This is a genomic window from Enterobacter sp. SCRI0065 (assembly GCF_059766475.1).
The window spans coordinates 154,408-176,999 of record NZ_JCBAJB010000006.1; the positions used below are offsets into that span (position 1 = coordinate 154,408).

At 53.9% G+C, this 22,592-nt stretch carries 19 protein-coding genes; 6 read left to right on the forward strand and 13 right to left on the reverse strand.

The window, feature by feature from the left end; genetic code table 11:
• Positions 1-110: 110 nt before the first annotated feature.
• The gene (gene nfuA, locus AC6EMZ_RS16620; protein WP_133632464.1) at positions 111-686 is read right to left on the reverse strand and encodes a Fe-S biogenesis protein NfuA; all 576 of its coding nucleotides are present in this window, start codon (positions 684-686) and stop codon (positions 111-113) included.
• A 61-nt stretch (positions 687-747) separates the two neighbouring features.
• On the reverse strand, positions 748-1,431 hold the full coding sequence (gene gntX, locus AC6EMZ_RS16625) for a DNA utilization protein GntX (protein WP_498403785.1): 684 nt from the start codon (positions 1,429-1,431) through the stop codon (positions 748-750).
• Between the two features lie 36 nt (positions 1,432-1,467).
• Here gntX and bioH point away from each other — a divergent pair, with 36 nt between their 5' ends.
• Both bioH and AC6EMZ_RS16635 read left to right on the forward strand, forming a co-directional pair.
• Entirely contained in the window at positions 1,468-2,241 is a 774-nt protein-coding gene (gene bioH, locus AC6EMZ_RS16630; RefSeq protein WP_498403787.1) for a pimeloyl-ACP methyl ester esterase BioH, read from the forward strand.
• A 110-nt stretch (positions 2,242-2,351) separates the two neighbouring features.
• Positions 2,352-2,621: a YdgH/BhsA/McbA-like domain containing protein gene (locus AC6EMZ_RS16635; protein WP_498403789.1), complete on the forward strand. Its 270-nt coding sequence runs from the start codon at positions 2,352-2,354 to the stop codon at positions 2,619-2,621.
• A 36-nt stretch (positions 2,622-2,657) separates the two neighbouring features.
• On the opposite strand, the gene feoC is transcribed toward AC6EMZ_RS16635, so the two are convergent.
• The 5 genes from feoC to greB all read right to left on the reverse strand — a co-directional run bounded on the left by feoC (position 2,658) and on the right by greB (position 8,715).
• Positions 2,658-2,894: a [Fe-S]-dependent transcriptional repressor FeoC gene (gene feoC / locus AC6EMZ_RS16640; RefSeq protein WP_498403790.1), complete on the reverse strand. Its 237-nt coding sequence runs from the start codon at positions 2,892-2,894 to the stop codon at positions 2,658-2,660.
• A gap of 11 nt (positions 2,895-2,905) precedes the next feature.
• Entirely contained in the window at positions 2,906-5,224 is a 2,319-nt protein-coding gene (gene feoB / locus AC6EMZ_RS16645; protein ID WP_498403792.1) for a Fe(2+) transporter permease subunit FeoB, read from the reverse strand.
• Positions 5,225-5,254: 30 nt separating this feature from the next.
• On the reverse strand, positions 5,255-5,482 hold the full coding sequence (gene feoA, locus AC6EMZ_RS16650) for a ferrous iron transporter A (protein ID WP_498403794.1): 228 nt from the start codon (positions 5,480-5,482) through the stop codon (positions 5,255-5,257).
• A 341-nt stretch (positions 5,483-5,823) separates the two neighbouring features.
• The gene (locus tag AC6EMZ_RS16655) at positions 5,824-8,154 is read right to left on the reverse strand and encodes a Tex family protein (RefSeq protein WP_498403796.1); all 2,331 of its coding nucleotides are present in this window, start codon (positions 8,152-8,154) and stop codon (positions 5,824-5,826) included.
• Positions 8,155-8,241: 87 nt separating this feature from the next.
• A complete protein-coding gene (gene greB, locus AC6EMZ_RS16660; RefSeq protein WP_498403797.1) occupies positions 8,242-8,715 on the reverse strand; it encodes a transcription elongation factor GreB in 474 nt (157 codons plus the stop codon).
• A 230-nt stretch (positions 8,716-8,945) separates the two neighbouring features.
• On the opposite strand from greB, the gene ompR reads away from it, so the two are divergent.
• Positions 8,946-9,665, forward strand: coding sequence for an osmolarity response regulator transcription factor OmpR (gene ompR / locus AC6EMZ_RS16665; RefSeq protein WP_001157751.1), 720 nt, complete (start codon positions 8,946-8,948; stop codon positions 9,663-9,665).
• The gene (gene envZ / locus AC6EMZ_RS16670; RefSeq protein ID WP_498403799.1) at positions 9,662-11,008 is read left to right on the forward strand and encodes a two-component system sensor histidine kinase EnvZ; all 1,347 of its coding nucleotides are present in this window, start codon (positions 9,662-9,664) and stop codon (positions 11,006-11,008) included. The genes ompR and envZ overlap by 4 nt, the downstream gene beginning before the upstream one ends.
• Positions 11,009-11,102: 94 nt before the next feature.
• Here envZ and pckA read toward each other — a convergent pair whose 3' ends face one another.
• The gene (gene pckA / locus AC6EMZ_RS16675) at positions 11,103-12,719 is read right to left on the reverse strand and encodes a phosphoenolpyruvate carboxykinase (ATP) (RefSeq protein ID WP_498403800.1); all 1,617 of its coding nucleotides are present in this window, start codon (positions 12,717-12,719) and stop codon (positions 11,103-11,105) included.
• A 380-nt stretch (positions 12,720-13,099) separates the two neighbouring features.
• Here pckA and AC6EMZ_RS16680 point away from each other — a divergent pair, with 380 nt between their 5' ends.
• Positions 13,100-14,854 carry a DUF4153 domain-containing protein gene (locus AC6EMZ_RS16680; protein ID WP_498403801.1) on the forward strand — a complete coding sequence of 585 codons (1,755 nt, stop codon included), beginning with the start codon at positions 13,100-13,102 and terminating at the stop codon, positions 14,852-14,854.
• 38 nt (positions 14,855-14,892) lie between these two features.
• Here AC6EMZ_RS16680 and hslO read toward each other — a convergent pair whose 3' ends face one another.
• From hslO to AC6EMZ_RS16700, 4 genes are all read right to left on the reverse strand, one after another.
• Positions 14,893-15,771 (reverse strand): Hsp33 family molecular chaperone HslO, encoded by an 879-nt coding sequence (gene hslO, locus AC6EMZ_RS16685; protein ID WP_498403802.1) that lies wholly within the window; start codon positions 15,769-15,771, stop codon positions 14,893-14,895.
• A gap of 23 nt (positions 15,772-15,794) precedes the next feature.
• Positions 15,795-16,196, reverse strand: a complete 402-nt coding sequence (gene hslR / locus AC6EMZ_RS16690; protein ID WP_498403803.1) for a ribosome-associated heat shock protein Hsp15 — start codon at positions 16,194-16,196, stop codon at positions 15,795-15,797.
• Positions 16,193-16,876 carry a GMP/IMP nucleotidase gene (gene yrfG, locus AC6EMZ_RS16695; protein ID WP_498403805.1) on the reverse strand — a complete coding sequence of 228 codons (684 nt, stop codon included), beginning with the start codon at positions 16,874-16,876 and terminating at the stop codon, positions 16,193-16,195. The genes hslR and yrfG overlap by 4 nt, the downstream gene beginning before the upstream one ends.
• 67 nt (positions 16,877-16,943) lie before the next feature.
• On the reverse strand, positions 16,944-19,082 hold the full coding sequence (locus AC6EMZ_RS16700; RefSeq protein ID WP_498403806.1) for an intracellular growth attenuator family protein: 2,139 nt from the start codon (positions 19,080-19,082) through the stop codon (positions 16,944-16,946).
• Between the two features lie 322 nt (positions 19,083-19,404).
• Between AC6EMZ_RS16700 and nudE the strand changes: the two genes are divergently transcribed.
• The gene (gene nudE / locus AC6EMZ_RS16705; RefSeq protein WP_498403808.1) at positions 19,405-19,965 is read left to right on the forward strand and encodes an ADP compounds hydrolase NudE; all 561 of its coding nucleotides are present in this window, start codon (positions 19,405-19,407) and stop codon (positions 19,963-19,965) included.
• A 54-nt stretch (positions 19,966-20,019) separates the two neighbouring features.
• On the opposite strand, the gene mrcA is transcribed toward nudE, so the two are convergent.
• Positions 20,020-22,572 carry a peptidoglycan glycosyltransferase/peptidoglycan DD-transpeptidase MrcA gene (gene mrcA, locus AC6EMZ_RS16710; RefSeq protein ID WP_498403810.1) on the reverse strand — a complete coding sequence of 851 codons (2,553 nt, stop codon included), beginning with the start codon at positions 22,570-22,572 and terminating at the stop codon, positions 20,020-20,022.
• Positions 22,573-22,592: the final 20 nt, after the last annotated feature.

Here is a 22,592-nt window from a genome sequence, read left to right on the forward strand (position 1 = left end):
GCGATTGAGAATCACCCTGGGGGGCAAAATTTGAATTATGAGACGCAGGTCATGTTATGGCAGAGAGGGAATGCAGGCCCGGTAAACGATGCGTACCGGGCCAGGAGAGCTTAGTAGTAGGAGTGTTCGCCGCGCTGGTGTTCGGTCAGATCGCGTACGCCTTTCAGTTCCGGGAATTCGTTCAGCATTTGCTTCTCGATCCCTTCTTTCAGGGTTACGTCGACCATGGAACAGCCGTTACAGCCGCCACCAAACTGCAGAATGGCTAAGCCGTCGTCGGTGATTTCCATCAGCGTAACGCGGCCACCATGGCCTGCCAGCTGCGGGTTAATCTGTGATTGCAGCAGATATTCCACGCGCTCCATCAGCGGAGCATCATCGGACACTTTACGCATTTTGGCGTTCGGTGCTTTCAGCGTCAGCTGAGAACCCAGCTGGTCGGTGACAAAATCGATTTCCGCATCGTCAAGATACGGTGCGCTCAGCTCATCGACATAGGCGGTGAGCAGCTCAAATTTAAGGGCAGTGTCAGATGCTTCCACAGCGTCCGGAGGACAATAAGAAACACCGCATTCTGCATTCGGAGTGCCTGGATTGATCACAAACACGCGGATCTGCGTCCCTTCTTCCTGATTTGCCAGCAGTTTGGCAAAGTGCGCTTGTGCAGAATCGGAAATACGGATCATAGCTTTGGCCTAATAGTTGACTAAAATACCTGGTTATAATTATACGCCCATCGGAAAAGGGCTACAAGGTACGACACAAACACCATACCTGAACGGACGCGGCACCGCTTCGCAAAAGCAGTCGGGAAAGCTCTGCAACGGTGCTGCCCGTTGTGACGACATCATCCACAATCGCGATATGGCGTCCCTTGACCGGCAATTCAAGGTGAAAGGCATTTTTAAGGTTCCTTTTGCGCAAGCGCGCGCTGAGTTGATGCTGTATGGCCGTGGCATGAACCCGCTTAAGCGCATGCGGATAATAGGCGCAGCGCAGCCAGCGGGCGAGAGGACGACACAGTAAATCGCTTTGATTGTAGCCGCGTCGCCAGTGGCGGCGGGAGTGCAGCGGCACATTGATAATCAAGTCTACTTTTGGCAACGCCCGCGTGCGTTTGGCCCGCAGAACCGCCAGCAATATCAGACGGGAAAGCGGTTGAGCCAGCTGGCTTTGGTGCGAAAACTTCAGCTTATGGATTAAGCCACTCAATGGCTGTACATAATCCTCAACGGCAACCAGGTCGCACCATGGCGGCGGCTTTTGCAGGCATCGCCCGCAGGGGAGCGTGAAACTGAACGCCGGTAGACCGCACTGCGGGCAGCAGGTCATGCGGTTTTTTAGCGAGCGCGTACAGACGGAACAAATCCCCCAGCGGCTTAGCCGGAGCGGCATTCGACATAGCCAGCATAAGCCGGGCACTGTTAGCATAGATAACCTCCTTGTTAAAAAAGAGAACAATAACCGATGAATAATCTTTGGTGGCAGACCGTTGGAACGGGAAATTGTCATCTTGTGCTGCTGCACGGATGGGGACTGAACGCCGAGGTGTGGCATTGCGTGCAAGAGGAACTGGCTTCGCAATTTACGCTACATCTTGTCGATCTCCCGGGCTTTGGTCGCAGCCACGGTTTTGGTGCCATGGCGCTTGAGGAGATGGCGCAGCAGGTTCTGGAGCGCGCGCCGCAAAACGCTATTTGGCTCGGCTGGAGTCTCGGCGGGCTGGTGGCAAGTCAGATTGCCCTGACGCACCCGGAACGTGTTCAGGCGCTCGTAACCGTCGCGTCGTCTCCGTGCTTCAGCGCTCGCGAAGACTGGCCGGGTATTAAGCCCGAGGTGTTAACCGGTTTTCAGCAGCAGCTCAGCGACGATTTTAAACGCACGGTGGAACGTTTTCTGGCGCTACAAACGATGGGGACCGACACCGCGCGTCAGGATGCTCGCACGCTCAAAAACATTGTGCTATCGCTGCCGATGCCGAACGTAGAGGTGCTGAATGGCGGGTTGGAGATCCTTAAAACCGTCGATCTTCGCCAACCGCTGGCAACGCTTTCGGTTCCGCATCTGCGTATCTATGGCTATCTGGATGGACTGGTGCCGCGCAAAGTCGTCCCACTGCTGGATGCGCTATGGCCGCAAAGCGAATCCAGGGTGATAGCGAAGGCAGCACATGCGCCGTTTATCTCGTATCCTGGCGAGTTTTGCGCGGCGCTGGTTGCGTTAAGTCAACGTTTCGACTGATTATTTTCTATTCAACCTGGAAAAAGTCACGCGGCGCAACAATACTTCAAAGGTCGTCGCGGTGATTCCGTCGACGATAATCAAAACTACAATTTATGGGAGTGATAGCTATGAAGCTTGCTACAGGTATTGTTGCCTCTTTGGTTATTGGGTCATTGTCATTCGGTGTTTTTGCAGCGAAAGAGCTGGAGAAAGACAAAGTTGGTGAAATGAATCTGACTAAGGTTGGCGAGATCACCACCTCTGACACCACCGCTCCTATGGATGCGAGAAAAGAGCTGTCGAAAAAAGCTGACGAACTGGGTGGGACTTACTATGTGATCACCAGCGGCAGCAAAAATGAGAAAAACGTTCATGCAACGGCGGACGTTTACAAGTAATACATGAACATGCCGGGCGGGTTTCCCTGCCCGGCGTTAACGCAGTGCCCACCATTCTCTGAGACAGGCCTTGCCTTCCGGGCAACTTTTACAACTCCCCGAAAGACATCCATCCGCGTCTTCCTTAAACCGCATGGCTTTTCCCATGGCTTCAAGTCGTTCGAGCATGGCATCGATCATCGGCTGCGGCGTATGCAGGGTGAGGCTCAATTGCCTGGCCTCCATACGGCCCTGTAGCGCCAGTAAATCGCGAACCTGAATTATTGATGCCATGATTTCACCTCTTAGTGGCAATCGCCAGCCGGGCTATTACAGCACGTTGCGGCCGTTTTGCGGGTTGCCAGTAAATTGACATCCACGCGGCTACGCGCCCGACGAAGCAGCCCAATTAGCACCACGTTGAACAGCACGACGGCCAGAATACAGACCAGACTGTAGCGAGGATGCTGACTGTAATTGACCGCCTGATAGAACACGGTGGACAGCGAATAGGCAATGTTTAGCCCCCACAGGACCGAGAAGCCCATCCAGCCTCGGCTGGACTCGCGGGCAATCGCCCCCATGACTGAAATGCACGGAATGTAGAGCAGCACGAAGATGAGGTAGCTGTAGGCTGCCGATGCGCTGCCAAACTTCTCGCTCATCACGCCCATCGCACCGGTTGCCATTTCACCGTCGCCTTTGCTGGCTTCGATAGGGTTTGCCAGCACGCTCAGGCTAAATGTGTCTTTCAGGCTCTGCCAGGTTTCATCTACGGCACCGACCAGCTCATCGCCGAGATGGAACTCTGCCGGATTAAATTCCTGTTCCTGAATATTTTCCGCCGTGTAGAGCGTGTTCAGCGTACCGACGACAACTTCTTTTGCCATCGCGCCGGTAAACAGGCCAACGGTAGCCTGCCAGTTATCTTCATGTACGCCGATCGGTTTAAACAGCGGAGTAATCACGCGGCTGACGGAAGCCAGCGCCGAGTCATTAATGTTATCTGCCGCTTCGCCGCTCAAGGTAAAGCTGTTCAGCGCACTGAGGAAAATACTCACGATGACAATCACTTTACCCGCGCGCAGGACAAAGCCTTTCAGGCGCTGCCAGGTTTGGATGAGCAGGCTTTTGACGTGTGGAACGTGATACACCGGCAGTTCCATCACAAACGGTGAGGCTTCGCCGCGCATAATGGTGTGTTTGAGCATCAGACCGGTGAGGATTGCCATCACGATACCCAGTATGTAAAGCGAGAATACCGCCAGCGCACCCTGCTGACCGAAGAAGGCGGCAGCAAATACGGCGAAGATGGCCAGTCGTGCGCCGCAGGACATAAACGGTGCCATCATGATGGTCATCAGGCGTTCACGCGGAGCATCCAGCGTGCGAGCGCCCATGACCGACGGCACGTTGCAGCCAAAACCGACAATCAGCGGCACGAAGGATTTACCCGGTAAACCGAGCGCCTGCATCAGGCGGTCCATGACAAACGCGGCGCGGGCCATATAACCGGAGTCCTCAAGGAAGGAGAGGAACAGGTACATCATGCCGATTTGTGGAACCAGCGGCAGGACGGTGTTAATGCCGCCGCCAACCCCTTGTGCCAGGAAAATGGTCAGCCATTCAGGGAAGTGCAGGGTGTAGCCGAGCCATTGCAAGCCGTGAATAAAGATAGCGACTGAACCGACATCGAAAAGAGGCTGCAACGCACCGCCAATGTTGATGGCGAGCAGGAACATCAGGTACATCACCAGCAGGAAAATTGGCAAACCGAGAAAACGGTTCAGGATCACGCGATCGACCGCAGCGGTGAAACGACTTGGCTCGGCGGTCAGGGTGTTACTGACGACCTCGCAGATGGCTGCGATGCTTTGATAACGGGCGTCGGCAATATGCAGTGCGGGATCGTCGAGTTCTTCACTGAGTCGCGCAAGCGAGATATCCAGTTTTTGGGCGGCGTCACCGGCATAAGCTCGGCTGTAGATATCGCCTTCGAGCATTTGCAAACCCAGCCAGAGCCGCTGCTTTTGCGGCATCGTCTGAGCCATCTCTTGCGCGAGATGGCCAGCTTCACGAAGCAGAGGTTTGGCGTAATGAACCAGCTCAAGGCAGGTATTCTGCGTGTGGCGATCGACGGCTAACTTCAATGCATCAATGCCGCGTGCGCGCGTCGACACCAGCGGCACGACCGGGCAGCCAAGGCGTGCGGAGAGCGCATCGATATCAATACGAATTTTTTGTTTTTCAGCGATATCGAGCATGTTTAACGCGACGATGCACGGGATGCCCAACTCCAGTAATTGCAGCGTCAGGTAGAGGTTACGCTCAAGGTTTGAGGCATCGACAACGTTGATCAGCAAATCCGCGTCGCCGCTCAGAATGTAGTGACAGGCGATTTGCTCGTCGAGCGATGTTTGAGAGGAAATCGTGGTGAGCGAATAGGTGCCCGGCAGATCAACGAGAGTGACGTGATGGTCCGTCGTCGAAAACTGGCCCTCTTTACGTTCAACCGTGACGCCTGCCCAGTTTCCCACGCGCTGACGTGCGCCGGTTAACTGATTAAATAACGTGGTCTTGCCGGAATTAGGATTACCAATTAAGCCAATGGTTAATTTTTTCATTGTTGTAGACTCGGTATAACTGCTGGCGATTTAACGGGGTAAAGCTTCGACTTCTATTAAGGCGAGATCTTTTTTACGCAATACCAGATTGACGCGACGGGTTTCGATATGAATCGGGTCGCCGAGTGGCGCGATGCGTACCACCTGGAAAGAAGAACCAGGCAACATGCCTAACGACAGTAGTTTCTGACGATATGCAGGGCTGATTTCATGAGTAAACCCGGTAATTTTCCAGGCACTGTCTGGCGTGAATTGCATAGAGACCACTTTCACCGAAGGTTAAATAATCGACAGATGCAATGATAATGAGAATGGTTTTTATCAGCAATATATAAAATGTGACGGAATGTTCAGTTGGCTATTAATTAAAGCACTGTTTGACCTTGCTCAATATTTACTGATTTTACCGGTAAGAGAGAAAAGACATATTTGTTAACGAAGTGATAATTATCGGTATAAATATGGATATGCAATCGGTTCCACATATTACAATATAATTCTGCTCCCCTCACCCCGGACCGTACACCCCAAAGGGGCGAGGGAGTAAAACCGCACCGGGCAGTTCCCTCTCCCCTTTGGGGAGAGGGTTAGGCTGAGTCTTAACGCTTTTTACCCATGGCGGCTGCCAGCGCATCCATCATGGCGCTGTTGCCAGACGTTTGCGATTCACGTCCGCGAGGCTGGGCCGGTTTTGCCGCGGGACGCACTTGCTCGCGTCCGCCACCGCCGCTTCCGCGACGGGCGTTGGTTTCGCCTGGCTGCTCATCAAGACGCATGGTCAGGGCGATACGCTTACGCTGCATATCCACTTCCATCACTTTCACCTTCACGATATCGCCCGCTTTCACCACGGTGTGGGGATCTTGCACGAACTTATCGGCCAGCGACGAGATATGGACCAGACCATCCTGATGAACGCCAATATCAACGAATGCGCCAAAGTTGGTCACGTTGGTCACCGCACCTTCCAGCACCATGCCCGGCAGCAGATCTTTCATGGTTTCTACGCCTTCGGCAAACTTCGCCGTTTTAAACTCAGGACGTGGATCGCGGCCCGGTTTTTCCAGCTCTTTGATGATGTCGGAGACGGTCGGGATGCCGAACTGCTCGTCGGTAAAATCGACGGCCTTCAGGTTACGCAGCTCGGCGCTGTTCCCCATCAGGTCTTTTAGCGCCTGCTGGGTGACGGCGAGTATACGCTCGACTACAGGATAGGTTTCCGGGTGAACGGTAGAGGCATCCAGCGGGTTATCGCCGTGGTTGATACGCAGGAATCCCGCGCACTGTTCGAAGGCTTTTGGCCCCAGACGGCTGACCTTCAGCAACTGCTGACGGTTCTGGAATTGCCCGTTTTCATCACGCCAGGTCACGATGTTCTGCGCCATCATGCGGGTTAAGCCTGCCACGCGGGTGAGCAGGGCGACGGAAGCGGTATTTAAGTCCACGCCAACGGCGTTTACGCAGTCTTCGACTACCGCATCCAGCTTGCGGGCCAGCTGTGTTTGGCTCACGTCGTGTTGGTACTGGCCGACACCGATGGACTTAGGATCGATTTTCACCAGCTCTGCCAGCGGATCCTGTAAACGACGGGCGATGGATACCGCTCCGCGAATGGACACGTCCAGATCGGGGAACTCGAGTGCAGCCAGTTCAGAGGCGGAATAGACCGATGCGCCTGCTTCGCTGACGATAACCTTTTGCGCGGTGACTTTCGGGAACTGCTGCTGCACGTCGAGGAAGAAACGCTCGGTTTCACGCGACGCCGTGCCGTTACCAATCGCCACTAGTTCAACGTTGTGCTTTTCGCACAATGCGGCAACCGCAACGGCGGCTTTGGCCGCTTGTCCGGTATGCGGATAAATCGTGTCGGTTGCGACCAGCTTGCCGGTGCCATCGACAACGGCCACCTTCACGCCGGTACGCAGACCCGGATCCAGACCCATGGTGGCGCGCAGACCCGCAGGGGCCGCCATCAGCAGGTCGTGCAGGTTACGGGCGAATACGTTGATGGCCTCTTCTTCGCCGCGTTCGCGCACGGTGCCCATCAGTTCAGTTTCGAGGTGCATCAGCACTTTAATGCGCCATGTCCAGCTCACCACGCCTTTGCGCCAGCTATCGGCAGGGGCGTTGTTCAAACGCAGGCCAAGGTGGTCGGTAATGATTTGCTCGCAATAGCTCTCTTTCGGCGGCTCGTCGAACTGCGGGTCGGCATTCAACGCCAGTTGCAGCACGCCTTCGTTACGGCCACGGAACATGGCCAGCGCGCGGTGCGACGGGGCGGTTGAAATCGGTTCGTGATGATCGAAGTAGTCACGGAATTTCGCGCCTTCCTCTTCTTTGCCGCTGACCACCTTAGAGACGAGATGCGCGTTCTTCCACAGGTAGTCACGCACTTTGGAGAGCAGTGCGGCATCTTCTGCAAAGCGCTCCATCAGAATATAGCGCGCGCCATCGAGGGCGGCTTTGGTGTCCGCCACGCCGTTGTCGGCGTTGATGAATTTCGCGGCTTCGGTATCAGGATCGTGTGACGGCTCGTTCCACAGCAGATCGGCCAATGGCTCCAGACCCGCCTCTATGGCGATCTGGCCACGGGTGCGGCGCTTGGGTTTATACGGAAGATAAAGATCTTCGAGCTCGGTTTTGCTCATCGTGCCATTGATGGCACCTGCCAGCGCATCGGTAAGCTTACCCTGTTCGCCGATGGATTTAAGAATGGCCTGGCGGCGGTCTTCCAGTTCGCGCAGGTAGCCCAGTCGGGTTTCCAGGTTGCGCAACTGTGTATCGTCCAGACCGCCGGTGATTTCCTTGCGATAACGTGCGATAAACGGCACGGTGTTCCCTTCATCAAGCAGGCGAACGGCAGCTTCTACCTGTTCGGTTCTGGCCTGAAGTTCACCCGCAATAATGCGGCAGAGCGACTCTTTCATCATGGCTATTTCATCTTTAGGATCGAAATTTAGGGGGATAGTTATACGGACTGGCTGGCAAAAATGCCAGCCGTGGAGGGCGCTCTCGGACTATTTTACGTACTCAATTTCGTTCACGTACCAGCTTGCCTCGCCGCCCGGTGTTTGCACGATAGCTAAATCACCTACTTCCTTTTTCAGCAGCCCGCGAGCCATCGGTGAATCGATAGAGATGTAATCATTACGACCAAAAATTTCATCATAGCCGACGATGCGAAACCGCTTGGTATCGCCGTTGTCGTTCTCGATTTCTACCCACGCGCCGAAGAAGACTTTGCCTTCCTGCTGTGGGGAGTAATCGACTATTTTCAGATATTCGAGACATTTAGTCAGATAACGTACCCGGCGATCGATTTCACGCAGGCGTTTTTTATTATACTGATAGTCAGCGTTCTCGCTGCGATCGCCGAGACTGGCTGCCCAGGTGACTTTTTTGGTGACCTCTGGGCGCTCTTCTCGCCACAGGTAATCTTTCTCTTTTTTGAGTTTTTCGTACCCTTCACGGGTGATCAGCGGCGTTTTCATGGTATGACCTTAAGACCTGGTTCAATGACATATCTTGCGCACAATACGTACCACATATATTACCAGACAGGATTAATAATGATTTATGTGATGAAATGTGCAGATAAGCTGCTGTTAAATATGCTTTGTAACAATTTCGACTAGAATTTATACCAGATTTAGCTGGTCGAATACGTGCACTTTTTTAGAATACGTACTGATACACTATCCGGACCTTTGGGAGTACACATATGCAAGAGAATTATAAGATTCTGGTCGTGGATGACGACATGCGCCTTCGTGCGCTGCTAGAGCGTTATCTCACCGAGCAGGGCTTCCAGGTTCGTAGCGTCGCTAACGCCGAACAGATGGATCGCTTACTCACCCGTGAGTCGTTCCACCTGATGGTGCTCGACCTCATGCTGCCAGGCGAAGATGGTCTCTCTATCTGCCGCCGTCTGCGCAGCCAAAGTAACCCGATGCCGATCATTATGGTGACGGCGAAAGGGGAAGAAGTTGACCGTATCGTGGGCCTCGAAATCGGTGCCGACGACTACATTCCTAAACCCTTTAACCCGCGTGAACTGCTGGCGCGTATCCGTGCCGTGCTGCGTCGTCAGGCGAACGAACTGCCGGGCGCACCGTCTCAGGAAGAAGCGGTTATCGCTTTCGGCAAGTTCAAGCTGAATCTCGGGACTCGCGAAATGTTCCGCGAAGACGAGCCTATGCCGCTTACCAGTGGCGAATTTGCCGTGCTGAAAGCGCTGGTTAGCCATCCGCGTGAACCGTTATCTCGCGATAAGCTAATGAACCTGGCGCGTGGTCGTGAATACTCAGCTATGGAACGTTCTATCGACGTACAGATTTCCCGTCTGCGCCGCATGGTGGAAGAAGATCCAGCGCATCCTCGTTATATTCAGACCGTTTGGGGTCTGGGCTACGTCTTTGTGCCGGACGGTTCTAAAGCATGAGGCGAATGCGCTTCTCACCGCGAAGCTCGTTTGCCCGCACGCTGTTATTGATTGTCACCCTGCTGTTCGTCAGCCTGGTGACAACCTACCTGGTGGTGCTGAACTTTGCGATTCTGCCGAGCCTCCAGCAGTTTAATAAGGTCCTGGCATACGAAGTCCGTATGCTGATGACCGATAAACTACAGCTGGAGGACGGCACGCAGTTGGTCGTTCCCCCTGCGTTTCGCCGAGAAATTTATCGTGAGTTAGGGATATCACTCTATTCGAACGAAGCGGCGGAAGACGCGGGACTGCGGTGGGCGCAGCATTACGAATTCTTAAGTCATCAAATGGCGCAGCAGCTGGGTGGCCCGACGGAAGTTCGCGTTGAGGTCAACAAAAGCTCGCCCGTTGTCTGGCTGAAAACCTGGCTATCACCCAATATCTGGGTACGTGTCCCGCTGACTGAAATTCATCAGGGCGATTTCTCGCCGCTATTCCGTTACACGCTGGCGATTATGCTGATGGCGATAGGCGGCGCGTGGCTGTTCATCCGAATACAAAACCGACCCTTGGTCGATCTTGAGCATGCTGCCCTGCAGGTGGGGAAAGGTATTATTCCACCACCGCTGCGCGAGTATGGTGCTTCGGAAGTGCGGTCGGTGACGCGTGCCTTTAACCATATGGCGGCGGGCGTTAAGCAGCTCGCTGACGATCGCACGTTGTTAATGGCGGGTGTGAGCCACGATCTGCGTACGCCGTTGACGCGTATCCGTCTGGCGACCGAGATGATGGGCGAAGAAGATGGCTATCTTGCGGAGTCCATTAACAAGGACATCGAAGAGTGCAATGCCATCATCGAACAATTCATCGATTACCTGCGTACCGGGCAAGAGATGCCGATGGAAATGGCGGATCTCAACGGTGTGCTGGGTGAGGTGGTCGCGGCGGAAAGCGGTTACGAGCGTGAGATTGATACCGATTTGCAGGCGGGTGAGATTGAGGTTCGCATGCATCCGCTCTCTATCAAACGTGCAGTGGCGAATATGGTGGTGAACGCGGCGCGTTACGGTAATGGTTGGATTAAAGTCAGCAGCGGATCGGAGCTTAACCGCGCCTGGTTCCAGGTTGACGATGACGGCCCTGGTATTAAACCCGAGCAGCGTAAGCATTTGTTCCAGCCTTTTGTTCGTGGCGATAGCGCGCGTAGCACCAGCGGTACCGGACTTGGTCTGGCGATCGTACAGCGTATTATTGATAACCATAACGGATTGCTGGAAATTGGAACCAGCGAACGGGGCGGTTTAAGTATTCGCGCCTGGTTACCGGTCCCGGTCACGCGGGGGCAGGTGAAAGAGGGTTAAAAATGGGGTGTGGCCTGATGCCCTCACCCCGACTCTCTCCCACAGGGAGAGGGCGAAAACACTAAAAAAGGCAACTTGTGTTGCCTTTTTGCGTTTACCTTGGTCCCGCACTCACCAACGCCGCGCCTGCTGGAGTATCGGTGTACTTCTCAAAGTTCTCAACAAACAGCTTCGCCAGCGTTTCTGCCTTCTCTTGCCATTGTTCCGGTGAACCATACGTGTTCCGCGGATCGAGGATATGCGTATCCACACCCGGTAACGCGACTGGAATCGCCAGATCGAACATCGGCAGGGTGAAGGTTTCAGCATTGTCGAGTGAACCGTTCAGAATGGCGTCGATAATGGCGCGCGTATCTTTAATCGAAATACGTTTACCCGTACCGTTCCAGCCCGTGTTCACCAGGTACGCCTGCGCGCCTGAAGCCTGCATACGTTTGACCAACACCTCTGCGTACTGCGTTGGATGCAGCGACAGGAATGCCGCGCCAAAGCAGGCGGAGAAGGTTGGCGTTGGCTCGGTGACGCCACGCTCGGTGCCCGCCAGTTTTGCGGTGAAACCTGATAAGAAGTGATACTGCGTCTGGTTAGCCGTCAGGCGTGATACCGGCGGTAATACGCCAAATGCGTCAGCCGTCAGGAAGATCACTTTCGTGGCGTGCCCAGCCTTCGATACCGGCTTCACGATGTTTTCGATGTGATAGATAGGATACGACACGCGGGTGTTTTCGGTTTTCGAGGCGTCGTCAAAATCGACCGTGCCGTCGGCGCGAACAGTGACGTTTTCCAGCAGCGCATCGCGGCGGATGGCGTGGAAAATGTCCGGCTCAGCTTCGGCTGACAGTCGAATGGTTTTGGCGTAGCAACCGCCTTCGAAGTTAAACACGCCGTCATCGTCCCAACCATGCTCGTCATCACCAATCAGGCGGCGTTTTGGATCGGTGGATAGCGTGGTTTTGCCCGTGCCGGACAGACCAAAGAATACCGCCACATCACCCGCTTCGCCTACGTTCGCCGAGCAGTGCATGGAGGCAATCCCCTGAAGCGGCAACAGATAGTTCATGACGGAGAACATCCCTTTCTTCATTTCGCCACCGTACCAGGTGCCGCCAATCAGCTGGATGCGCTCGGTCAGGTTAAACGCGATGAAGTTTTCGGAGTTCAGGCCCTGTTCTTTCCACTGCGGGTTAGTGCATTTCGCGCCGTTCATCACGATAAAATCAGGTTCGAAATCCTGTAATTCTTCATCGGTTGGGCGGATAAACATGTTCTTCACGAAATGCGCCTGCCAGGCGACTTCGGTGACAAAACGAACGGAGAGACGGGTGTCGGCGTTAGCGCCACAGAAGGCGTCGATAATGAACAGACGCTTGCCAGACAGTTGATGAGTGACGAGTCCTTTTAGATGCTGCCAGGTATCCTGAGAGAGCGGCTTGTTGTCGTTCTTCCCTTTACCTTTATCTGCCCACCACAGCGTATCGCGGGTGGTATCGTCACGGACGATATACTTATCTTTCGGCGAACGGCCGGTAAATATTCCGGTGTCCACGGCGATAGCACCAGTATTCGTCAACACACCTCGCTCGTATCCTTCCAGGGCTGGATTGAGCTCTTCCTGATACAGCGTATCGTAATCGGGGTTGTAGACGATTTCCTGGACGTCGTTAATACCATAAGCCTTGAGATCTTGCGGGGTTAAACCTTTAACACGCATGTCACTGCTCCTTAGCCAATTTGTACTGCCTAAAATTGTAGGGTTTTTCTGTGGTTGTTGACCGCGACGGGGCTCATAGATTTACGTATTTGGACAAAACCCTTACTGACGGCAAACGCTGTGACTCCTGTCACGAAGCAGGGCGGATTATCGCAGGATTCTCATTTTGGTTGGGGAAAATGTTCCTAAAAGGTTAAATCCTGGAGTATTTAACCAGAGGAATGTGAATGTAATCGCATACATGTAAGTAAATTACGTAACTCTTACATTCTGAAAATCGATTCACTTCTCTGGCAAGCTACCGGATTCGGAGTGTGTTGAAGAGGACGTTCGCCACTATGATGTGAGGATTGCGTGCTCAAACAATTAAGGACTGAGAGATGGAAAACGTTGAAGGATTATCTCCTGCCACGCGTGTTGGCATTGTGTTGGTCGGGGCGATACAGGGCTTTATCTGCTATTTGATAACCTGGTATATCGGGTATGCCAGTTTATCCGCCGATAGCCTGTGGCTAGTGTCTGTGACCCCCGTAACCATCATGGTATCGACGACAATTGTCCTGTCCGTTACCTCTTTCAGACAACGTTTTTTATGGCTGTCGTTGCTGGCGATCGTCGCGGTTGTCGCAGGGATGAGCCTCTGGTTGAAGTGGAATCTGCATGGCCTTGAGAAATGGGGTATTCGGGACGCACTGTTGATCTTTGGCTTCCACCTTATGTTCATGAGTATGTTCATGTTGCCATGGCTACAACGGCGTCTTGAACCGGGTTCGCAAAGTGAATTCTACATCGACTTCTACAACCGAAACTGGCACAACGCCTTAACGTTAGCCCTTATCTTTCTCTCCAACGGTCTGTTCTGGCTGGTGCTGTTTCTGTGGGCTGAGCTGTTCAAGCTCGTCGGTATCGAATTATTTAAAACGCTCTTTTTTGACACCGACTGGTTTATGGCGATTGCGATTGGCGTAGTGTCGGCCGCGACCGCTGTTCTCGCCCGGACGCAGGCGCGGCTCATTCAGGCACTGCAAAATCTGTTAACGCTGATTGCGACGGGGCTGCTGCCGATAGTGGCGCTGTTATCGCTGCTGTTTATTATCGTGTTGCCGTTTGTGGGCTTTGCCGCTATTTCTGCGCGTACCTCGGCGGCCGGACTGCTAGTGAGCCTGAGCATGGTGTTGCTATTGCTGACGACGGTCGTCTGGCATCCACAGCGCCCCTGCCTGCCTTACTACTCGCCTCTGCGCTGGATGATTCGGATGGCCTTGCTTATTGCCCCGGTTTATCCCTTGCTGGCGCTCTGGGCGCTGGCAGTGCGCATTGGGCAGTACGGCTGGACGCCCGAGCGTTTATACGGTGTATTGATTGCTCTTGTAGCGCTGGTTTGGGCAGTTGGTTTTTGCGCCAGCGTGATAAATCCTCGGCGCGATCCGTTAACGGTGCAGCGATACGTGACTCCCGCCGTAGGTTTGCTTTCGCTGGCGCTTCTTATCCTGATAAATACACCGGTTCTCGATCCGTGGCGAATAAGCGTTACCAGCCATATGGGGCGTTATCAGGAGGGGAAGATAACAGCGGATCAGGTGAGCCTTTATATGCTGAGCCATGCCGGGCGTAAAGGCCAGGAAGCGCTGGTGATGCTGCAAAACGATCCACCATTCATTGCCGACGCGAAGCGTAAGCGTGATATTGACATGCTGGTTAACGGAACCCGGAATCAAGCGGAATGGTTCACAGCAGACATTCTTGAGAAGTCTGTACAGCTTGCTCCAGGAATGACGAGACCCGACAACCGTTTGTGGCAGGGAATGTTGAAGTATCGATATCGACTGGAAACCTGCAAAACGGAAAAGGGAGCGTGCCTTTTAGTCATGCAGGACCTCAATGGCGATGGTCAAGCAGAAGCGGTGCTTTATGATTTTAGCGATCGCACCATTCTGGTTTTCATGCAAAACCATACTGACTGGAGTCTGGCGGGGGAAGCCAGGGACATGCCCGCAGGGTTGAACAGAGTAGAGTTTGACCGAGCGCTTGCGCAAGGAAAGGTGAAGGCGGTTGTTAAGCCCTGGGCAGATATTTCAGTATTCGGTCAAAGAATAGAAATGCATTACGAGGCTTCGGCTGATAGCTGGCGATAGTGCGCAAGCGGCTCCCGAGGGAGCCGCTAAAAGACAGGTTAATGAACCTGAGGATCTGCCGGAGAGGCGTTGTTACGGATCTCCGCGATGTCCATTGAATTGAATACGTAGTGAGAAGCGCAGTAATCGCAGTTCATATCGATTTCGCCCTCTTCGGCCATGATGCTGTCGATCTCTTCGTCCGGCAGCGTTCTCAGTGCTCCCGCACAACGCTCACGAGAACAGGTGCATTTGAACTCAACGTCCTGCGGATCGAAAAGCGTGACCTCTTCTTCGTGATACAGACGCCACAACACTTCGTTCGCGGGCAGAGTGAAAAGCTCCTCTGCTTTGATGGTTTCAGTCAGCGTGGCCAGATGCTCAAAATCATCGCCCTGGGCATTTTGCGCCGGAAGGACCTGCAACAGCATGCCGCCAGCGGCCAGTTGGCCATCGACTTCGCCGGTACGGATAAACAGGCGCGTTGGCAGCTGTTCAGAACGCAGGAAGTAATCTTCCAGGCAAGCCGCCAGCGTATCGCCTTCAAGACCCACCACGCCCTGATAGCGCTCGCCTTCTTCTGGGGTAATGGTGATAACCAGGAAACCGTTACCGACCAGCGTTTTCAGGTCTGCACCCTCTGGGATATCGCCCTGTACGCGCGCCACGCCGCGCATTTGCTGCTGATGGTTACCATTGATAACCGCCAGATTCATCGGGCCATCACCCTGCAATTGCACGGTGATGTCGCCAGCGAACTTCAGCGTCGCGGTCAGAAGACTGGTGGCAACCAGCAGTTCACCCAGCACGTTTTTAACCGGCTGCGGATAAGTGTGGTTTTCCAGAATCTGTTTCCAGGTTTCGGATACCGTTACCAGCTCACCGCGAACGGCAAATTGCTCAAACAGATAGCGGTGTAATTGGTCGTGTTGGGCCATGATTTTCTCTCATTAAACGACGATTATTCGTTATCGCCGTGTTTAAATTTCAACAGATCGCGACGTTCTTTCTTATCCGGTCGTCTGTCCGGGTGCGGCATTGTCAGCGCATTCATTTTGCGCGCCAGCGCGACTTTCTCGCGCTTTTCGATGCTTTCTGTCGTCTCTTCATAAAGCGCGACGGCTTCGGTTGCCGGGCGACGCTGTTCGGTAATGGCTTTAATCACTACCGTTCTTTCATCGTTTCCCTGGCGTAAAGTCAGGGTGCCATTCAGTTCAACAAGCTTACTCGGCTTGCTGCGCTGCCCGTTGTAGTGAACTTTACCGCCGTCGACCATTTCGCGTGCAAGGGCTCGCGTTTTATAAAAGCGCGCTGCCCACAGCCACTTATCCAGTCTTACCCCTTCAGCGGGTTTTTCTTTCATGGCGACTCCTTCACTCTGAGTGAGGGGATCATACGGCGGTAGTCGTTCAGTGCCGGATGTCGCAGATAGCTTTTGTCAGCCATACCGGAATCGGGATTGGTCACACCCAGGCAATAACGAATGCCAAAGGTAGCCGCTGCATCCAGAATGGGTTCGCTGTCGTCAATAAACAACGTCCTTTCAGGCTGCAAACCCGTCTCTTGCGCTACGGCCTGCCACAATCGCTGATCCTCTTTCGGATAACCAAATGTGTGGGTGGAAAGTAATAAATCAAGGTGTGAAGCCAGGCCAGTATGTTCGAGCTTCACTGCCAGGTTATGTGGATGCGCGTTGGTCAGCAGAATCCGGCGCTTACCGCTCTCTTTAAGCGCATTGAGAAAGGGCACGGTATCTTCACGCAGAACGGCGTGAGGCCCTTGCGCGGTGGTCATCGCGCAGATATCTAAACCGAGGCGTTCGCTCCAGTAGTCAAGACAGTACCAGTTTAGCGTATGTTGTACGGCGTGATACTGCGAGCGTATGAAATCCTGGGCTTCTGCCGGAGTAATACCCTGTTGCGCGCCGTAGGTTTCGGGCACCAGTTTCTGCCAGAAGTGATTATCAAAAGCGAGATCGAGCAGCGTGCCGTCCATATCCAGCAGAACGGTATCGACGTCCTGCCAGGCAATATCAAGATGCATGAGGGGGGAACTCTCCAGCCAGAAGAAACGTGCGCGACAGGTTAGCACAACTTGTCGCGCAGCGGCGTTATCCGATCAGGCTCTCAGGCGCGGAGATGAGCTTTGGATTGAGGCAACTATCGTAATACTGCTGGATTTCTTCCAGGCGAGTGCGGGAACGTTGATAGCGACGCAGCGCAGCAACGCCGTTCCAGATAATACACAGCAGCATCGCCATCATCAGCAGCGACGTCCCGATATAGCGCCACAGCCCTGCACTGTCCGGCATACGGTGCAGGTCAATATGACGCGTACCGTTTGCATCGGTAAATATGCCCGTGACGATCCCTTCTGCGCTAAACGGCGTTTGCATCAGCATTTGTGCCAGACGCTGAAATTCGCCCCACTGTTCCTGGGCCGGATAATCATACAGCGCAACCGGTGGATACGGTTGATCGACCAAATCGCTGCCCTCGTCGCTGGCAATCACAAAACCGCCAGGGGCAGGGCTATTTAACGTCTGCGCCGCGCGGGTGGTTTCACGCATGACGAACGGCGCGGTGGAGGTGGCGACCAGGTTATCCAGCGATTCAGCACTTACCGGACGCAGCAGGACGTTAACACCGTCCAGTCGGCCCGCGTCAGCACGTTTAACCAGCGCGTCCCAGTCTTTACTGTTGCCGAGATTAACGAGCGCGTTTTTCAGGCGTACACACTCATCATCGGCGGAACATAAGTCCTGCGTTTTCATTACGATGTCGCCGAAATCGTCCAGCAAAACCATGCCCGATTTCTGAATGGCGGAGCGTAAAGACTGGCTCACGCGCGAGTCATCATCTGGTTTTGGGTGTAACTGACGGTTAACGGCCTGCGTCAGCGCGGTGGCTTTACTGACGATATCGGATTCCGGCAGCGGCAGCGGCGGGGCGTCATTCCAGATGATTTGCGAACAATCAAACGGCATGAACGGAGAGTTCTGACGCGCGTTCCATGTTCCTGGAGCATGGATATTACACATGCCGGTGCCTTTTAATTTCAGCGTATCGCCCACGCGTACACCCGCGTCTTCGAGCTGGTTTACGCTGGTGGCCTCGATCGTTTGCGCGCCTTTAATCCACGAGAGGGTGAATTTAATGGGCATATCAAGGGGTACCAGGAAGATCAACATCGCCAGCACTGCCGCGGCACCGCCAGCGATCACCGTGCTGCGCAACCAGTGCTGGAGCGGGAAGTTTTTCACCTCATCATGCAGGGATAAAAAACGCCCCTGACGGACCACATGGCGGTCGAGGTAGATATCGATGTCGGTTTTTTGCCCTAAATCCTGAACGATCCACGGCTGCCAGTGGCGCGGGTAGATCAGATCGATAATCCCAAGCGAAATATTGTTGATATGTTCTTGATCGTTCTCACCAAACAGGCCCCAGCGTTTTGGGGTCCCGCGCAAGCAGTGAATTTCGCGCAGGGCGGTTTTGGCAGGGGGCGCAAACAGCCCCCACAGACCAGCGGCCAGCAGCAGTACGGCACCACCGGCCAGCCACGGCGCAAAAACGTCAGGCGTTATCAGGCAGAAGAAAAAGAGTAAGAATGACGCCACGATTAATACGGCCTCGCGAATACCATCCGGGCGATTCAGCACGTACTCTTCGTGCGTTTCCTGGCGAATATTCAGCAGTTCGATCTGCTCTGTCTCTTCACCGCGGATGGAGGCCTGGGTGGAACTGGTTCGTTCGAGAGCGAATCGTGGTGCTTCCTGAGCATATTCGCTCAGAGTATGACCGTTGAGCGCAATGACGAGGGGAATGGCGTCGGTATGAACCAGCTCCACGCTATTTTCATCATTGATATATTGTTCCCAAAACGGCGGTAAATGGACCTCAACCGAGTCGAGATAGTAACGCCATTTATTGGGATCGTCGGTCGTAATGCCATAGCGGGTGATCGAGCAGGTCACGCTCAACACGGTATCGCTTTGCGCGTTTAAGTTTAGCGATACGGGAGCGGCTGTTGCGCCGGTTGGCCCTGGGGTTTTCTGAACGCGATTTAACGTATCAAGGTAGCTTTCAATGGCGCTGCGCTCGTCAACCGCGAGCTTACGGGTGGCCGCACCAGCAAAGGCGTTTAAGAATGGCAGTCGATATCGACGCTGTGCGCGACGCCTGAATAACCACCCTGCCACGAACGCGCAGGCCAGCAAGGCAGCGAAAAAAATCAAAATGGTGCTCATGCTTTCCCCATCTTACATATCTTACAGGTGTAGTCAGTTGCACCTTTTACAGTGAATGAGTGTCTGTGGTTGGCTATCGGCAAGTATGGAGTCGAACTTGAGCATTTTGAAGCGCATCCCAGTAATCGAAGATAATAGCAAAGGCAATCATAGCGGGATATCAGCAAATTCCTGGTATTATTTCAACCTCTTGACTTTTGTTTTGAATTAAGGATTGATTTAAGATAGGTTACGAAAATGTAAATAAAGCGCAAATGGCATTGCCGAAACCGTGCGGCGTATCGCACAATAACGCGAGTTCACACTGTAAAGACCCATCAAGATGAGCAAACCCTTACAAAAACCCACCATCCTCAAAGTCGAGACTGTTGCAAAATCGCGCCTGTTCAATGTGGAAAGTGTGGATCTGGAATTCAGCAATGGCGTACGTCGTGTTTATGAACGTATGCGCCCGTCCACGCGCGAAGCGGTCATGATTCTGCCGATTGTTGACGATCATGTGATCCTCATTCACGAGTATGCGGTGGGGACTGAATCTTACGAACTGGGTTTCTCAAAAGGGCTTATCGATCCTGGCGAATCGGTATTTGAAGCCGCCAACCGTGAGCTGAAAGAAGAGGTGGGTTTTGGCGCGAAGGACCTCACGTTCCTGAAAAAGCTGAGCATGGCACCCTCTTATTTCTCCAGCAAAATGAATATCGTGGTGGCAGAAGATCTCTACCCAGAATCGCTTGAAGGTGACGAACCTGAGCCACTACCTCAGGTGCGCTGGCCGCTGGCGCATTTGATGGATCTGCTCGAAGAGCCGGACTTCAATGAAGCACGTAATGTGAGTGCGCTTTTTCTGCTGCGTGAATGGCTGAAAGGGCAGGGTCGGCTGTAGAATAAAAAAAAACCGGCAAGCGTAAGCGCATTGCCGGTTTTTTATGGCGTTTTATCAGAACAGTTCGTGCGTCTCGCCGTTATCAATAATCTCTGTTCCTACCTCATGCACCGCCTGCGTGGTTGGCTGCGTACCTTCGATGAAGAACTCTTCGCGACTATTTCCGCCGTTTGCTAACTGACCCGTGCTGCGGTCGATATTGACCGTCACAATGCCTGGTGGCGGAGTCAACGGTTGTTCCGGCACACCTTCAAGGACCGCTTTCATGTACGCATCCCAGGCCGGTTGAGCGCTTTTCGCGCCGCCCTCGTAGCCGGAAATCTGATCCTTAATCGCGCCTGATGCGGATGTCCGACCTAAGTCACGGCGATGGTCGTCAAAGCCGATCCATACCGAAGTCACCACGCCCGGGCCATAACCGGAGAACCAGGCATCTTTCGAGCTGTTGGTGGTCCCGGTTTTACCGCCGATGTCATGGCGCTGTAGGTCACGACCAGCTCGCCAGCCCGTGCCTTGCCAGCCTGGTTCACCAAAGATATTGGTATTCAGGGCGCTCTTAATCAGGAAGGTCAATGGCGTATTGATGACGTGAGGAGCGTATTCCTGCGCGCCCGTCTGCGCGACCAGAGCCTGATTGGCCTGCTCAAGCTGCGGCATAGGGACGGCGGCATTCTTCTGTTCCTGAGAAATCGCGACATCTTCCATGTCTTTGTTATCCAGCACGTTCGACTTTGGTGTATCGCCGTAGATCACTGGAATATCGCATTCAGGACAGGCGATTTTCGGCTTAGCTTCGAAAAGTACGCCGCCCTGATCGTTCTCAATTTTGCTGATGAAATACGGATCGACCAGGAAGCCGCCGTTTGCCATTACCGAGTAACCTCGAGCCACCTGAAGCGGCGTAAAGGACGCTGAGCCGAGGGCCAGTGATTCGGTATGCACAATGTTCTGCGCCGGGAAGCCGAAACGTTGCAGGTACTCTGCGGCATAATCAACACCCATTGCACGCATCGCACGCACCATCACTACGTTCTTTGACTGTCCCAGACCCTGACGTAAACGAATGGGACCGGAATATTCCGCCGGGGAGTTTTTGGGCTGCCAGTCAGAACCGGCACCCGCATCCCAGCGGGAAATCGGCACGTCATTGAGGATACTGGCCAGCGTAAGGCCCTTGTCCATCGCCGCGGTGTAGAGGAACGGCTTGATGTTAGAACCCACCTGACGCAGTGCCTGAGTGGCGCGGTTAAACTTGCTCTGATTGAAATCAAAGCCGCCTACCAGCGCCATGACGGCACCGTTTTGCGGATTAATCGATACCAGCGCTGAGTTCACATCCGGCACCTGAGCCAGCCACCAGGCATCATTCACCTGGCGAACCCAGATTTGCTGTCCGGTTTGCACCACATCGGTCACTTTACGCGGGGTCGGGCCCTGCGAGGTATCTGAACGATATGGGCGAGCCCAGCGAATACCGTCCATATGCAGCGACACCGAGGTTCCATCTGCCAGCGTCGCCGTGGCTTCCTGCGGATCGGCCGCCGTTATCACGGCAGGACGAAGCGGTCCGTAGGTCGGCAATGTTTTCAGCGAATCGGTGATTTTCTTCGTGTCCCATGCGCTTTCACCGACTTTCCACAGCACGTTGGACGGGCCACGGTAGCCGTGACGCATGTCGTAATCCATCACATTATTACGCACCGCCTGCTGCGCAGCCTGCTGCACTTTGCGGGTGATAGTGGTGTAAATGCGATAGCCATCTTCATACGCTTGCTCGCCGTAACGACCCACCATCTCCTGACGCACCATCTCGGTCAGATACGGTGCCGAGAAGGCAATTTCCGGCGCATGATAATTGGCATCGATCACGTCGTTGCGCGCCTGATCGTACTGCGTCTGGCTGATATAGCCTTCGCTCAACATACGCGATAAGACGACGTTACGGCGTCCGGTGGCGCGTTCAAGCGAGTACAGCGGGTTGAACGTTGACGGCGCTTTTGGCAGCCCGGCAATGGTCGCCATCTCGCTTAGCGTAAGCTGTTCGATCGGCTTGCCAAAATAGACCTGCGCAGCAGCACCCACGCCGTAGGCGCGATACCCCAGATAGATCTTGTTCAGGTACAGCTCAAGAATTTCGTCTTTGGTCAGAAGTTGTTCAATGCGAATAGCGAGGAACACTTCCTTGATCTTACGGATTAGCGTCTTTTCTGGGCTCAGGAAGAAGTTACGCGCCAACTGTTGCGTAATCGTACTGGCACCCTGAGAGGCGTGACCGGAAAAAAGCGCAACGCTTGCCGCACGGAAGATCCCTACCGGATCGACACCGTGGTGCTCATAAAAACGGCTGTCTTCCGTGGCAATAAACGCCTTCACCATAACGGGTGGGATTTGATCTAAGGTCAACGGAATACGACGCTTTTCACCATATTGGGCAATCAGCTCGCCGTCGGCGCTATAGACCTGCATTGGGATCTGGAGTCGCACATCACGCAGTGTGGCGACATCGGGTAGCTGCGGCTCAATATATTTGTACAAACCATAAATCGAGCCTGCTCCCAGCAGAATGCAACAGACTGCAAGGATCAATAAATACTTTACGAACTTCACTGGAGATTTCCCATTTAGTT

What these genes read in the sequence shown, in the direction of transcription:
- nfuA (WP_133632464.1), bottom strand. Translation starts at nt 686, where the DNA reads ATGATCCGTATTTCCGATTCTGCACAAGCGCACTTTGCCAAACTGCTG.
- gntX (WP_498403785.1), bottom strand. Translation starts at nt 1,431, where the DNA reads ATGCTAACAGTGCCCGGCTTATGCTGGCTATGTCGAATGCCGCTCCGG.
- bioH (WP_498403787.1), top strand. Translation starts at nt 1,468, where the DNA reads ATGAATAATCTTTGGTGGCAGACCGTTGGAACGGGAAATTGTCATCTT.
- AC6EMZ_RS16635 (WP_498403789.1), top strand. Translation starts at nt 2,352, where the DNA reads ATGAAGCTTGCTACAGGTATTGTTGCCTCTTTGGTTATTGGGTCATTG.
- feoC (WP_498403790.1), bottom strand. Translation starts at nt 2,894, where the DNA reads ATGGCATCAATAATTCAGGTTCGCGATTTACTGGCGCTACAGGGCCGT.
- feoB (WP_498403792.1), bottom strand. Translation starts at nt 5,224, where the DNA reads ATGAAAAAATTAACCATTGGCTTAATTGGTAATCCTAATTCCGGCAAG.
- feoA (WP_498403794.1), bottom strand. Translation starts at nt 5,482, where the DNA reads ATGCAATTCACGCCAGACAGTGCCTGGAAAATTACCGGGTTTACTCAT.
- AC6EMZ_RS16655 (WP_498403796.1), bottom strand. Translation starts at nt 8,154, where the DNA reads ATGATGAAAGAGTCGCTCTGCCGCATTATTGCGGGTGAACTTCAGGCC.
- greB (WP_498403797.1), bottom strand. Translation starts at nt 8,715, where the DNA reads ATGAAAACGCCGCTGATCACCCGTGAAGGGTACGAAAAACTCAAAAAA.
- ompR (WP_001157751.1), top strand. Translation starts at nt 8,946, where the DNA reads ATGCAAGAGAATTATAAGATTCTGGTCGTGGATGACGACATGCGCCTT.
- envZ (WP_498403799.1), top strand. Translation starts at nt 9,662, where the DNA reads ATGAGGCGAATGCGCTTCTCACCGCGAAGCTCGTTTGCCCGCACGCTG.
- pckA (WP_498403800.1), bottom strand. Translation starts at nt 12,719, where the DNA reads ATGCGTGTTAAAGGTTTAACCCCGCAAGATCTCAAGGCTTATGGTATT.
- AC6EMZ_RS16680 (WP_498403801.1), top strand. Translation starts at nt 13,100, where the DNA reads ATGGAAAACGTTGAAGGATTATCTCCTGCCACGCGTGTTGGCATTGTG.
- hslO (WP_498403802.1), bottom strand. Translation starts at nt 15,771, where the DNA reads ATGGCCCAACACGACCAATTACACCGCTATCTGTTTGAGCAATTTGCC.
- hslR (WP_498403803.1), bottom strand. Translation starts at nt 16,196, where the DNA reads ATGAAAGAAAAACCCGCTGAAGGGGTAAGACTGGATAAGTGGCTGTGG.
- yrfG (WP_498403805.1), bottom strand. Translation starts at nt 16,876, where the DNA reads ATGCATCTTGATATTGCCTGGCAGGACGTCGATACCGTTCTGCTGGAT.
- AC6EMZ_RS16700 (WP_498403806.1), bottom strand. Translation starts at nt 19,082, where the DNA reads ATGAGCACCATTTTGATTTTTTTCGCTGCCTTGCTGGCCTGCGCGTTC.
- nudE (WP_498403808.1), top strand. Translation starts at nt 19,405, where the DNA reads ATGAGCAAACCCTTACAAAAACCCACCATCCTCAAAGTCGAGACTGTT.